Below are 12,017 nucleotides of genomic sequence, written 5' to 3'. Positions count from 1 at the left end.
CAATAAATCCGAAAGCATAACAGAATTTATTAAATGAGCATCGTAAAGTTGTTCTTTTAATGTTTTTTGTTTTTTTTCTGAAATATTAATTTCTTCTATTTTTTCTCCTCCCATCCCTACACCTCCTGTCTAATTCCAAGAATTTTTTTGATTGCTTTAATGTGCTCTTGAGCCTTTGGACCGTCCTTTTTACCATTAATAATGTCCGATAAATATGCCGGAACAATATCTAAACGTTGTGCTAATTCAGCTTGTGTCATCTTCGCTCGATACAATGCAGCTCGAACTTCTACTGCTAAATCTTGTGACATGACTTCACTTCCTTTCTTTTATTTTTTCGGTATAATTGTTTTAAAAACTGGTGGTGTTGTATGAATAAATTTCCATTAAAAGATTGGCTAACTATTTCTATTTCATTATTCGCATTGCTAATATCTGCAATCAATTTTATCCGAGATTGGAAAAGAGTCTCTGTATCTATCACGAAACAAGGAATATTAAAACGAATTGAAACATTTGATATGGTTCAAGCCTATCCTGATCAAAGCCCGGGTTTGTGTATTGAATTTCGTTTTATAAATTCTTCAAAATATTCAATTGGATATTTTGACCTAGTCTTTCGAGATGGATATACTAACGAATTACTTCCAGCGTTTTTAAAACATGGAATAAGACCTGAAATTGCGTCTCAAGAGCTTCTAGGAATAACACTTGACGAACAAGTTAAACATTTAAATCCAATGAACTCTAATTATGGAATGATTCCTGCTAATTCATATTTACTGAATGAAACTGTGGTCCATCCGATTTCTGATAAAATCCGTGTAAACATTAAATTCGCAAAATTTTCTATCATTCCAAATTTCAGAAGCAAAACAACTAAGTTTAAAAAGCACAAATCTGTACTAATAAAATTATCAAGCGAAGAAATCACTAGTCTTCAAAGAGAAATCGAACTAATGAAATGATTAATGCGAATATTGCAACAATCAAAGGTTCTTTGAACCAAAAAGTTGTAAATACTACAATTAATAACAATAAAATAAAAAATAATACGCTTTGATTGTCGGAATCATTTAACCAATTGCTGATATAAATTTGTATTTTTTCAAACATCGCCTCACCACTTTTCTAATTGATTCCGTTCATCTAATCCGAACGGATTATCACGCAAATCTTTTAATGTTTTTTTCTAGTTGAGCATGATTTCTCAAAAGTTCTACTTTTAATTCTTTATTTGCCTTAGTATCGTCTGCAATTGTACTAAGGCTTTTAGCTATGTTTTCAAGAGCTCTTACTTTTCTTATTTCCAAATTCACACAACCATCTCCTTACCTTTACATCGTTCAGTTATCCGAAAGCAGTTGTTAGATTAACTAAAGATAACGGAGTGATGTCATCGTTTAATCCACTGAAAGAAATTACAGAAGCAGCTAAATCAGTAAATTCAGTAAATGCTATCGGTGAAAATATTATCTGAACTAAACCAACCAGACATACTTCAAATTGCCAAGAATTTATCTTGAAGATAAAGTACCAATAACTCAAAAGACCATGAACAATAGCTAAAAAATATAATTTTCAATTCAAAATCACACCAATCCTAGTTTCCATAGCAACCACATTGTTAGTATTGTTGTTACAGCACTTAATGTCAGGCTGATAGTAATTTGAATAATTGGGTGTTTGCCTGCTACTAATTCATCAAAGAATATTCCTAAATCCCATAGGCAATCTTTTAACTTAACTATCAAATAATTTTTGATGGTTTTTTTTCGTTTTAAATTAAAGTTGATAGGTATTCTTCCTTCTGGTTTTTTCACACAACCATCTCCTTTCTTATAAAATTTGTAAGCTAATAAATTAGCTAATTTATTAATTTTATTTACACAAAATAGCTTTTATGATATTATAAAGACACAGTTAAATAAGACTTTAAAAAGCCTTTAAATAAACGTTTCTAAGTTTGCCGACCGTCGAAAAGTTTAAAATATTAGGTTGTCTTTATTGCACTTATTAGCTGATAAATTAGCTTACGAACATAGTATATTATCAAATAAACTATTTGTCAACAATAATATTAACTTATTTGATATTTTATTTTTGTAAGCTCATGTTATTAAGAAGGGCTGATAATAATGAGTTTGGTTGAAAAAATAAAAAACTTAGCAAATGAAAATGGAATTACCATTGCAGAATTGGAAAGAAGAACTTCTATTTCAAATGGTCAAATTAGAAAATGGGATATTACGACACCAGGCATTGATAAGTTAGAAGCTATCGCCAATTATTTCAATGTTTCTGTTGATTACTTATTGGGACGTGAAACTCCAAAGAAGTCTCTAACTGTCGAGGAGGCTTTAAAATCAACAATGGGTTTTGACGGTAAAGAAATTGATGAATCTGATAGAGAAATACTTGCAGAAATCATCAAAGCCTATTTGAAAAAGAAATGAGAGGGCTAATGTTTGGAAGAAATCAAAAAGATTTTAAAAGAAAATGGCATTTCTCTTGAATACCACAATATGACTAAAAAAGGATATTTTATCTCTGCTCTAAATATTATTGTTATAAATCAAAACTTAGAAGATAGTGAGATGGAGAATACATTACTCCATGAAATTTTTCACGCAATTAATCATAAAGATATGTGTCATATTTATGATTTAAGTTATACTGCACGTTCTAGTATGGAAACTGACGCAAACAGAAATATGGTTAGGCAAAAATTAATTCTATATTTTGAACAATACGAAGCTGAAGATGTGGAATGTTTTAATTGGTTACAATTTGCAACGTGGGCAAGATTTAAATTAACAAGTACACTTGAATGGTTAATTAAAGATGAGTATGTGAATTTTATTAATGAAGTAGCATAGGAGGGATAATATTGGATATAGAAAACAAAACTTTTAATATTGAATGCCCCAACTGCAAAAAGAAGATTACCTTAACTTTCCACACAGTAAAATGTCCTAAGTGTGGAATTACCTACGATGAAAAAGAGGTCAAACAAGCTTTTTATAACTATGAGTCTACTGTAGAAAATTCTAAATTATACAAGTTTGGGCAATATATGGAAAAGTCAGGAGAAGGTATGAATCAAGCTGGAAAAACAATAGGTCAACTTGGATGCTTTATTTTCTTCTTACCTTTGTTAATTTTCTTAATTTGGTTTATTACAAAAATATCTTAAATAAAAAACACGTCCTCCGTCAAGACAACGTGTTTGAAAAAATACCCTCACAAAAGGCTTATTTTTTGTACCCTAATTTTACTATAAAGAAAGGATTTAGACAATGTGGATGGAAGAATTACCGAATGGTAAATATAAATATTTTGAAAGATTTATTGATCCATATACCGAAAAGAAAAAAAGAGTATCAGTAACCCTTAATTCAAAATCTAATCAAGCTGTTATTCAAGCGAATAAGATATTGCAAAACAAAATAGATGTAAAAATTGAACATAAAGAAAAAAAGAAAGTAACTTTAAAAGAATTACACAACGAATGGTGGAAACAATATGAAAAGAGCGTAAAGAAATCTTCTGCTATTGCAACTAAAAAGGTTTCGAATAAAATTCTATCAAGCATTGAAACTGATGCATTGATTTCAAATATTGATGTCAAGTTTATTCAAAGTTATATTAATTCTTTGGATTACTCAATTGAATATATTAAAAAGTTCAAAAGTTACTTCAATATGATTTTTAAATATGCCGAACAAATGGAGTATATAAATAATAATCCAGTTTCAAATGTAAAAATTGTACAAAGAGATGGTACCGATACCAACTTAGACGAAAAATATTTAACTAGAGAAGAAATTGGAAAATTATTATCAGTGTACAAAGGGAGCTTTCAAAGTATCAGAATGGGATTGCTTATAGAATTTATGTATCTAACAGGATTACGTGTTGGAGAAGCAACTGCTTTAACTGTTCAAGATTACAATAAAAATAAAAAAAGTATAGCAATTAAAGGAACTTTAGATTATTCAAGTGGTTATAAACACGCAATCAAAACAACTGCTAAAACGGAAAAATCAAATAGAAACATATTTCTTTCGAATCGATGTGTTGAAATTTTAGACGATATAATTAGCAATAATCAATTAAAATTTAATGGATATTGCTCCGAAAGTTTTATTTTTATTGGTAAAACTGGCAAACCTTTACAGGCAAATGCTATTAATACATCAATGAAATATATGAATGAAAAGTTAGGAAAAGAAAAAATAAATAAGCCTTTACATTCTCACGTTCTAAGACACAGTCACATTTCTCTTCTTTCAGAATTAAATATTCCAATAAAGGCAATCATGGAAAGAGTGGGACATGTTGATGAAAAAACAACTTTAAGGATATATACTCATGTCACCGAAAAACAAAATTCCGAAATTTCAAACAAATTAAATGATGTAAAACTATAATTTTGCCCCTTTTCTGCCCCTTTTTTCTATTAGCAATTAGTGATAATTGCTGAAACCCTTGATAAATTAAATAAAAAAAGAGCACATGATAAAGTATCCTTAGTGCTGCTACCTTCCGGTCCTGACACGCTTCGGATATTTACCATTGCTCCTTAATTAATATAACGTAGATTTTAAAAAAAGTCTATGACTTTCGACGTTCTTTAAAAAATTTTTGCATCAGTGCTTGGCAGTCTGCTGCTAAAATGCCTTTTTCTACGTAAACCTGATGATTAAGCCTTTCATCCGCTAAAACCTGATAAAGACTGTCAACAGCGCCAAATTTTTGATTGATTGCACCATAATAGAGCTCTGAAATTCGAGCAAGGCCAATCGCACCAGCGCACATAACACATGGCTCAATGGTCACAAAAAGCTGACAATCAAGCAAGCGCCAATTATTCAAAAAATGATTAGCCGCTTCAATCACATTTACCTCGGCATGTGCAGTTGATATTTGCCTTAGCTCACGCTGGTTAAAGCTTCGAGCAATTATTTTTTTATCCTTGACAACAACTGCACCGATTGGAATTTCTTCAAGCTGATAGGCTTTTTCAGCTTCTAACAAGGCTTCTGACATAAATGCCTCTTTTTCGATATCTGAAAAATTACTTTTCATTACAGACTCCTAACTAATTTATTCTCAAGCTATTATAGCATGACTTATAAAAGACAAAAAAATGATAAATAAGCAATGAAGGACATTGTATTTATCATTTAAGATATCTATTATTTAAAAATTTCAACTAAAATAACTTGATAAGGATTTAATTTAATCAAGCCTGCCTCACTTAGCACTTGCTCATAATTTGATAAAATAAGCTGATATTTTTCAGCTTGAGGACATAATTCCAAGTTAAATAACTCATTTTGGAAATTGCAAATAACACGAACCGTTTTACCATTCAAATGACGGTCATAGGCAACAACATTATCTAAATCTAGGTATACCGGTCTAAAATCACCATAAATTAGAATTTCACGATAAGCTGATTTTTGTCTAATTTCAATCATCTTTTGGTAAAAATGCAAAATTGAATTAGCATCAGCCTGTTCAACCGTAACATTATATTCTTTATAATCATCATTAACCGGCAACCAAGGCTGTGCAGATGAAAAGCCTGCATAATTGCCAGCAGTCCACTGCATTGGCGTCCGCGCATTATCACGACTTCTGTGTAAAACAGCTTTCAATGCCTCTGCGGATGAAAAACCGGCCTCTAAGGCAACCTGATACTGATCTTTTGTTTGGATATCATCAAATATACTTGGATCTTTGATGGTAGCATTCTTCATACCCAATTCCTGCCCTTGATAAATAAACGGTGTTCCTCTTAAAAAGAAATCTAATGCGCCAATCATTGTTGTACTGGCAAAATTAATCTGTTCAGCCTCAAAGAAACGATTAACCACCCTTGCTGAGTCGTGGTTTTCCATATGGTTTGGCGACCAAACGCCAAATTCACTTAAAATTTTTTGCGATTGATAAATCTTCTGCTTCCAATCTTTCACTGTCCATGGCTTTTTGACGTACCAAGGCTCGCCATTAGTACCGTCTGGCACATCATAGGTAAAATCAAAAATCATTGAAAAATAGCCATTTTCGCCAGAATACTCACTTAATTGCGCTTGCGGTACACCAAACGCTTCACCTACCGTGACACAATCATAATTTTCAAAAGTGGCTGCCTTTAATTCAGTCAAAAATTCACCAATGCCCGCTTGATTTTGACTCCCTAAATTAACGCTAGCTAAGCCATCTGGTCCATCGCTTGGAAAATCTGGAAAGGCTTGATTTTTCTTGAGATAGACGATTGCATCTACCCGAAACCCGCCAATTCCCTTATCCAGCCAGTAATTAATCATTTGATAAATTTCTTGACGTAATTCAGGATTTTCCCAGTTTAAATCTGGTTGTTCCTTGGCAAAGACGTGCATATAGTATTCATCCTCACTACCAGGCAGCTTGGTCCAAACACTTCCACCAAATATAGATCGCCAATTGGTGAGCTGATTTCCCTTTCTAATTACAAAATAGTCTCGCTCTTTACTATTTGGATCCGAAATTGCCCGTTGAAACCATTCATGCTGATCTGAACAATGATTAACAACTAGATCAAATAAAAGCTTAATACCTTTTTGATTGGCAGCTTCAATTAATGCCTCTAAATCAGCATTGCTGCCAAAAATTGGATCGACTGAATAATAATCTGAAATATCATAGCCATTATCAATCATCGGTGACTTGAAAAACGGTGAAATCCAAATTACGTTAATCCCTAAATCGACAAGATAATCTAATTTTTCAATAATTCCCCGCAAATCACCAATGCCATCAGCATTTGAATCATAGAAGCTTTTTGGATAAATCTGATAAGCAACTGCTTCCTTCCACCACTTTTTATTCACTCATTTCACCTTCTCAAACATTTAATTTTTAATTACTAATTTATCATAATTAATGGGCTTATAAAGTGCAACACCTAGTCAACGCCTAAGCGGAAAATTCGCTAAGGCACGTTGCCACTAGCTTTTCTGTAAGCCACTGAAATGGCAACTTCAATGCTATAGGGAAAAGGATAATTTTCATTTTTGTAAAAATCACAATAACTGAAATTTCCTATTTTGCGCCACGATTTGAGTTCGACTACGTCGAAAAATACTGCGTATTTAATTGGCTTCGTCAATTTTCAAAATCATGTCGCAAAAATACACGCTCCCCTGAAAGGTACCCCTTTCGATTCCGATTGGTGTTTTTTCCTGCGGTGCTGAACGCACTTTATTTTACCGCACCATCTGCCATGCCCTTAATAATTTGTTTTTGGAGGAATAAGAATAGAATAATTACTGGAATAACAGTAATCATAACGGCTGGGAACATTAAATCCCAAGGCACCGTATAAGGTCCCTCCTTTAACCTAGCATAGTATATGGCTAAGGTTAATGTTTTATTTTCAGAATCACCAAGCACTAAAAACGGCAATAAGTAATCATTCCAAATCCACATTGAATTCAAAATAATAACAGTAACTGTTGTCGGTTTAACCAGTGGCATCACAATACCAAAGTAAACCTGAAAGACATTTGCCCCATCAATAATTGCCGCTTCCTCTAGTGAAGCAGGCACACTCTTCATAAATCCGTGATATAAAAAGGTTGACATTGCTAACCCAAAGCCGCCGTACATTAAAATTAAACCAGTGACATTTTTAAGTCCTAAATCTTCAAAAATTGAAATTAATGGATACATCAAGGCCTGAAATGGAATCAGCATTGATGAAGTAAATAATAATAGGATAATCATCGAAATCTTACTTTTAAAGCGTACCATCATCCAAGCGGCGCTCGAGGATAAAATAACTATAAATCCTACTGCCAAAACCGTTATCAAAACTGTTAGCAAAAAGGACGGAATAATTTTAATTTCAACCATTGCATTGATAATGTACTCAAAGGTGAATTTTTGAGGTAAGGCAAGTGGAGAATCCACAATCTCAGCCTTTGATTTAAATGAGTTAATAAACATAAACGCAATTGGAAAAATTGTCAAAAAGCCCATGATTAATAAAACAAGAAACATCGCAAGCTGACCTATTTTTTGGCCTGTTGTCTTTACAGATCGATTCATCACATCTCCACCTCTTTTCTCTTAGTAATCACAACCTGGGTAATAGAAATTGCTGCCACCACTACGAAAAAGACAACTGCTTCCGCCTGTGCGATCCCATAGTTATTATTCGTATCCGTTGTCACACGTAGAATTTGCGCTGCTAGCATCCGATAGCCCTGCGGCGCATTATTCGTTAATGCGATATTTTGATCCAAGAGCATAAAGCATTTTGACAAAACAAGAAAGAAAACAATCGTAAAGCTTGGCATTAACATCGGAATGGTTACCTTAAAAAATTTCTGAATAGAATTTGCACCATCAATTGAGGCTGCCTCATATAGATCATCTGGAATATTGGCTAATCCCGTAGTATAGATAATCATCATATAACCAGACATCTGCCAAACAACCATAATTAAAATGGCAACTAATAATTTTGTTTGCCCCTTGTCTGTCATATACGTTAAAAATTCAAAAGGAAAAATACCATCTTTCCCAAAAAGAACCTTGGTAAAAATATTGCTGTAAATAAATAGCCAAATGAAGCCTAATGAAAGACCTCCCAAAAGGTTAGGTAGGAAAAAAGTTGCCCTAAAGAAACCAACTGCCTTACCAATTGCATTAATTAATAAGGCTTGCGCCAATGCAACTATATTAACAGCGACTACTGCAATTACTGTAAATTTAACAGAGAATAAAAAAGCAGATCTGAAGGATTCCTGTTTGAAGGCGGCAATAAAATTCTGCAAGCCAACAAATGCTTCAAAGGGATTGTCAGTGCGCCCGTTTGCACCGATAAAGTACGAGCCCCGCCATCCTGTAAATGAATAAAAAATACCTATAATGAATGGAATTAGAACGACTGCTAGAAAGACAAATAAGGCTGGTAAGACAAATGGAAAAAACCATTTTTTATAAAAATTAGACATGCTGCCCCCTTAATAAATAAAACATCATTGTAACTAATAATTTAATTATTTATCAACAAAATAATTTATTTTTTAAAATGAAACCCGCACTGCATGAAACAATACGGGTATTCATTTATATCAGCTTAAATATTATTGACCACTTTCTGCTTTAAATTGCTTCCACGTTTTGACTACCGTATCAACATAATTGTCATAGTCCGCTTCAGTCCATGTTTCCTTTGTCATGTAGTCAGATTTAAGAATATTACCAACCGTATCATTAAATGAGCCCGGTGTGCCATCAAATGGATTACCAAGTGTTGGACCGGCTGCTACATATTCAGCAACGGCATTATTTAATTTGTTTGGTGAAGAGGTATCCTCTAAATCGTTATACATAATGAAGCCGGCTTCTTCCTTCAAGAATTTTTTACCACGTTCAGAAGTATAGAGCCAAACAAGAAAATCTGCAGCCGTTTCCTGCTGTGCTTTGCTGACTTGTTTATTAATAATGAAGTAATTTGGTACGAAGGCAGGGATGGTTGTATTCATTAAATCAGCAGTTCGACCCTCAACCTTAATATCACTATCCTCAACGGGCCATTTTACTGGAACTAGAGCCATTGTTTCAACGATATCCTTGTTAATATCTACTAAATTAGGATAAATCCAATTACCCTGTTTTAAAAAAAGACCTTTATGCTCTGCAAAATTTGATAATGAAACATCATAATTCCCTGTTGTATTGTCAATAAAATCTGGACCACGTTTAGATGCACCATCCTTGCCCGCAGTGTATGAATACTCTAAATCAACGGCCTCAATTTCGTGCTTCAAAGCAGCCTTAGCATCCTTGATGCCTTCATCTCCAGTTGCAGAAAAAGCATCTGATTGATTTTGGAAAACAGCATTCAAAGGGAAGGAAACCCAATGATTCATATAGGTCCATGTCTCAGATGGAGAAACACAGAAAACACCATTTAACTGTTTCGTCAATTCGCCTTTACTAGCAGCAAAAGTATATTCGTTACCATTGATTTTGAATGATGAGACCGTATTTGATTTAATATAGGCATCGGCTGCCTTTACAAAATTTACCCAGGCCTGATAATCTGTCTCAGCCTTTAAATCTTTAAGTAATGCCTCAGAATCACCGTCAATTAGCTCTTTTAGCAATTCAGTATCCACCTGATAGCCATAGCCTTCAATATTATAAGGTAGACCAAAATTTTCACCGTCATCAGCTGTTAATTTTTGTGCCTCAGGCACCTCATCAGCTAATTTTTTTAATTCTTTATTATCGGAGTCACTGATATCTAACATATAGTCACCTGAAGCTGGCCCCCAATTGTTAAGTGTCCCAGATGAAAAAATTGTTGGCGGCGTATTTGAATTAAACTCTGTTGTTTGAATTTCGGTACCATTTTGTGCGCCAACCGTCATACTATAGGTCTTGACCTTTATCCCTTTCTCCTCACCATACTCCTTAACTAATGCTTTTAAAGAATCCGCAATTTCACCCTTGCCATTAAAAACGTATAAGAATTCGCCATCACTGTCCTTTGAACTTCCAGCATTGCCACAAGCGGTTAATGATGCAAATGTAGCAACTGCCAGCAGTGCTACCCCCAATTTTTGCCATTTTCTCATAAATTTCCTCCTAGTTTAAAAACGAATAGTGAATAAAGAAAGCGCTTCCATTTACATTTAGAATGATAACAATAAGTCAATTGATTGTCAATCGTTTTCATAAAAAAGTAAAAAAGAAAAGAATCGCTTTTATAGTTCATCTTTTTCTTTAATTTACTTATTATTTTAGGTCGTCTCTCTAATAATTAGTCTAGTTCTTAAATCTGGCTTTTCAGGTAGCTCCGTATTATTTAATTGAGCAATTAACAAGCTTGCAACGTATTCCCCCATCTGCTTAATAGGCTGGCGAACTGTTGTCAAGCTTGGAAAGGTTAAGGAAGCAACTGGTTGATCATCAAAGCCAATGATTGCTAAATCCTCGGGGACTTTAACATTTAAAATGTGACATTGCTTTAAAATCCCACTGGCCACTTCATCGCTATTAGCAAAAATGGCATCTGGTCGATTCTTACCCATACGCAACATTTCGATTAATGTTTGTTTGCCATCCTCAATTCTAAGCTGTTTATAATAATGACATTCTGGATTAAATTCTACTTCAAATTCATTTATTGCTTGCATAAAACCCTCAAAGCGATAATCCTTGTCTACAGCCACTCCCCCAGTACAATAAGCAAGCTTTCGATAGCCCCTTGAGAGTAAATAATAGACAGCCTCATAAACCGCTTTATGAGAATCGATGGCAATTAAGCCAATATCCTTATCACCAAGATAACGATTGCAAACCACAATTTTTCCTGAATGAATTAATGCCACAATTTCATCACTATCATTTTCAATACTAGTCATAATTAAGCCATCTAACTGATTTTTTTGCAGCATCTCAATAAATTTTTGCTCTCGTTCAGCCCGTTCTAAGGTTTGCAAAACAACAATTTGATAGCCCTTACGATAGGCATAGCGTTCAATTGCATCAACCATATGGGTGAAAAATGGATTTGTAATATATGAAATAATAACGCCTATTAGCTTTGTTTTTTGCCCACGCAGCTGTTGTGCAACACTATTTGGATAATAGCCAAATTCCTTCATTGCACTAAATATTTTTTCTTTGGTCTTTTCAGATACATTTGGATGATTATTAATAGCTCTAGAAATCGTAGTAATTGAATAACCAGTTTCTCTAGCAATATCACTTATCTTTGTCATCATTTAATCCCTCATTTTTAGATTTATATAAAAACGCTCTCATTATCATGATATCCTAGCACATTCTGCTTTAATATGCTATTAATTTTTATTTTTAAATTGCTAAAAAAGGGGTGGGACAAAAGTCCTACCCCTATCATATTATTCGTAATTTAAAGGCTTTCTCTCTCAAAACGGTACAAATAGATAAGTCATCCGGTTAGACAGAGAACATCTGATTATATA

General features: G+C 33.6%; 14 protein-coding genes and 1 other RNA gene. 5 read left to right on the top strand and 10 right to left on the bottom strand.

Translation table 11 applies throughout. The features are described from left to right. Window positions 1-116: 116 nt before the first annotated feature. On the bottom strand, window positions 117-311 hold the full coding sequence (locus HOY35_RS09570; RefSeq protein WP_172212559.1) for a helix-turn-helix transcriptional regulator: 195 nt from the start codon (window positions 309-311) through the stop codon (window positions 117-119). Window positions 312-371: 60 nt separating this feature from the next. Here HOY35_RS09570 and HOY35_RS09565 point away from each other — a divergent pair, with 60 nt between their 5' ends. After that, a complete protein-coding gene (locus HOY35_RS09565) occupies window positions 372-968 on the top strand; it encodes a hypothetical protein (protein WP_172212561.1) in 597 nt (198 codons plus the stop codon). 198 nt (window positions 969-1,166) lie between these two features. Here the strand turns inward: HOY35_RS09565 and HOY35_RS09560 are convergent, their stop codons facing one another. Together HOY35_RS09560 and HOY35_RS09555 are read right to left on the bottom strand one after the other, a co-directional pair. Continuing rightward, window positions 1,167-1,319, bottom strand: a complete 153-nt coding sequence (locus HOY35_RS09560; RefSeq protein ID WP_172212563.1) for a hypothetical protein — start codon at window positions 1,317-1,319, stop codon at window positions 1,167-1,169. A 273-nt stretch (window positions 1,320-1,592) separates the two neighbouring features. Then, entirely contained in the window at window positions 1,593-1,823 is a 231-nt protein-coding gene (locus tag HOY35_RS09555) for a hypothetical protein (protein ID WP_172212565.1), read from the bottom strand. 315 nt (window positions 1,824-2,138) lie between these two features. On the opposite strand from HOY35_RS09555, the gene HOY35_RS09550 reads away from it, so the two are divergent. The 4 genes from HOY35_RS09550 to HOY35_RS09535 all read left to right on the top strand — a co-directional run bounded on the left by HOY35_RS09550 (window position 2,139) and on the right by HOY35_RS09535 (window position 4,433). After that, on the top strand, window positions 2,139-2,456 hold the full coding sequence (locus HOY35_RS09550; RefSeq protein ID WP_172212567.1) for a helix-turn-helix domain-containing protein: 318 nt from the start codon (window positions 2,139-2,141) through the stop codon (window positions 2,454-2,456). 12 nt (window positions 2,457-2,468) lie between these two features. Continuing rightward, complete coding sequence (locus HOY35_RS09545; protein WP_172212576.1) at window positions 2,469-2,879, top strand: ImmA/IrrE family metallo-endopeptidase; 411 nt, start codon at window positions 2,469-2,471, stop codon at window positions 2,877-2,879. A gap of 11 nt (window positions 2,880-2,890) precedes the next feature. Beyond that, complete coding sequence (locus HOY35_RS09540) at window positions 2,891-3,196, top strand: hypothetical protein (protein ID WP_172212578.1); 306 nt, start codon at window positions 2,891-2,893, stop codon at window positions 3,194-3,196. Between the two features lie 103 nt (window positions 3,197-3,299). Then, on the top strand, window positions 3,300-4,433 hold the full coding sequence (locus tag HOY35_RS09535; protein ID WP_172212580.1) for a site-specific integrase: 1,134 nt from the start codon (window positions 3,300-3,302) through the stop codon (window positions 4,431-4,433). 62 nt (window positions 4,434-4,495) lie between these two features. Here HOY35_RS09535 and ffs read toward each other — a convergent pair. The 7 genes from ffs to HOY35_RS09500 all read right to left on the bottom strand — a co-directional run bounded on the left by ffs (window position 4,496) and on the right by HOY35_RS09500 (window position 11,795). Beyond that, an RNA gene (gene ffs, locus HOY35_RS09530) (signal recognition particle sRNA small type) lies at window positions 4,496-4,595 on the bottom strand. 22 nt (window positions 4,596-4,617) lie between these two features. Beyond that, window positions 4,618-5,091: a tRNA adenosine(34) deaminase TadA gene (gene tadA / locus HOY35_RS09525; RefSeq protein WP_213173270.1), complete on the bottom strand. Its 474-nt coding sequence runs from the start codon at window positions 5,089-5,091 to the stop codon at window positions 4,618-4,620. Window positions 5,092-5,201: 110 nt separating this feature from the next. Then, window positions 5,202-6,881, bottom strand: a complete 1,680-nt coding sequence (locus HOY35_RS09520; protein WP_172212582.1) for an alpha-amylase family glycosyl hydrolase — start codon at window positions 6,879-6,881, stop codon at window positions 5,202-5,204. A 370-nt stretch (window positions 6,882-7,251) separates the two neighbouring features. Further along, window positions 7,252-8,100 (bottom strand): carbohydrate ABC transporter permease, encoded by an 849-nt coding sequence (locus tag HOY35_RS09515; RefSeq protein ID WP_172212584.1) that lies wholly within the window; start codon window positions 8,098-8,100, stop codon window positions 7,252-7,254. Further along, on the bottom strand, window positions 8,100-9,011 hold the full coding sequence (locus HOY35_RS09510; protein ID WP_172212586.1) for a carbohydrate ABC transporter permease: 912 nt from the start codon (window positions 9,009-9,011) through the stop codon (window positions 8,100-8,102). Before HOY35_RS09510 ends, HOY35_RS09515 begins: the two co-directional genes overlap by 1 nt. Window positions 9,012-9,143: 132 nt before the next feature. Further along, window positions 9,144-10,643: an ABC transporter substrate-binding protein gene (locus tag HOY35_RS09505; protein WP_172212588.1), complete on the bottom strand. Its 1,500-nt coding sequence runs from the start codon at window positions 10,641-10,643 to the stop codon at window positions 9,144-9,146. A gap of 165 nt (window positions 10,644-10,808) precedes the next feature. Beyond that, the gene (locus tag HOY35_RS09500) at window positions 10,809-11,795 is read right to left on the bottom strand and encodes a LacI family DNA-binding transcriptional regulator (protein ID WP_249641517.1); all 987 of its coding nucleotides are present in this window, start codon (window positions 11,793-11,795) and stop codon (window positions 10,809-10,811) included. Between the last annotated feature and the right edge of the window lie 222 nt (window positions 11,796-12,017).

Origin of the sequence: Enterococcus sp. MMGLQ5-1 (assembly GCF_013155265.1) — a bacterium.
GTDB lineage: Bacteria > Bacillota > Bacilli > Lactobacillales > Streptococcaceae > MMGLQ5-1.
The sequence above is the reverse complement of the archived record's forward strand: the minus strand, read 5'-3'. Positions and strand labels throughout refer to the sequence as shown.

Bases quoted from the DNA above. Each gene is read 5' to 3' on its own strand.
- HOY35_RS09570 (WP_172212559.1), bottom strand. From the start codon at position 311: ATGTCACAAGATTTAGCAGTAGAAGTTCGAGCTGCATTGTATCGAGCG.
- HOY35_RS09565 (WP_172212561.1), top strand. From the start codon at position 372: ATGAATAAATTTCCATTAAAAGATTGGCTAACTATTTCTATTTCATTA.
- HOY35_RS09550 (WP_172212567.1), top strand. From the start codon at position 2,139: ATGAGTTTGGTTGAAAAAATAAAAAACTTAGCAAATGAAAATGGAATT.
- HOY35_RS09535 (WP_172212580.1), top strand. From the start codon at position 3,300: ATGTGGATGGAAGAATTACCGAATGGTAAATATAAATATTTTGAAAGA.
- tadA (WP_213173270.1), bottom strand. From the start codon at position 5,091: ATGAAAAGTAATTTTTCAGATATCGAAAAAGAGGCATTTATGTCAGAA.
- HOY35_RS09515 (WP_172212584.1), bottom strand. From the start codon at position 8,100: ATGAATCGATCTGTAAAGACAACAGGCCAAAAAATAGGTCAGCTTGCG.
- HOY35_RS09510 (WP_172212586.1), bottom strand. From the start codon at position 9,011: ATGTCTAATTTTTATAAAAAATGGTTTTTTCCATTTGTCTTACCAGCC.
- HOY35_RS09505 (WP_172212588.1), bottom strand. From the start codon at position 10,643: ATGAGAAAATGGCAAAAATTGGGGGTAGCACTGCTGGCAGTTGCTACA.
- HOY35_RS09500 (WP_249641517.1), bottom strand. From the start codon at position 11,795: ATGATGACAAAGATAAGTGATATTGCTAGAGAAACTGGTTATTCAATT.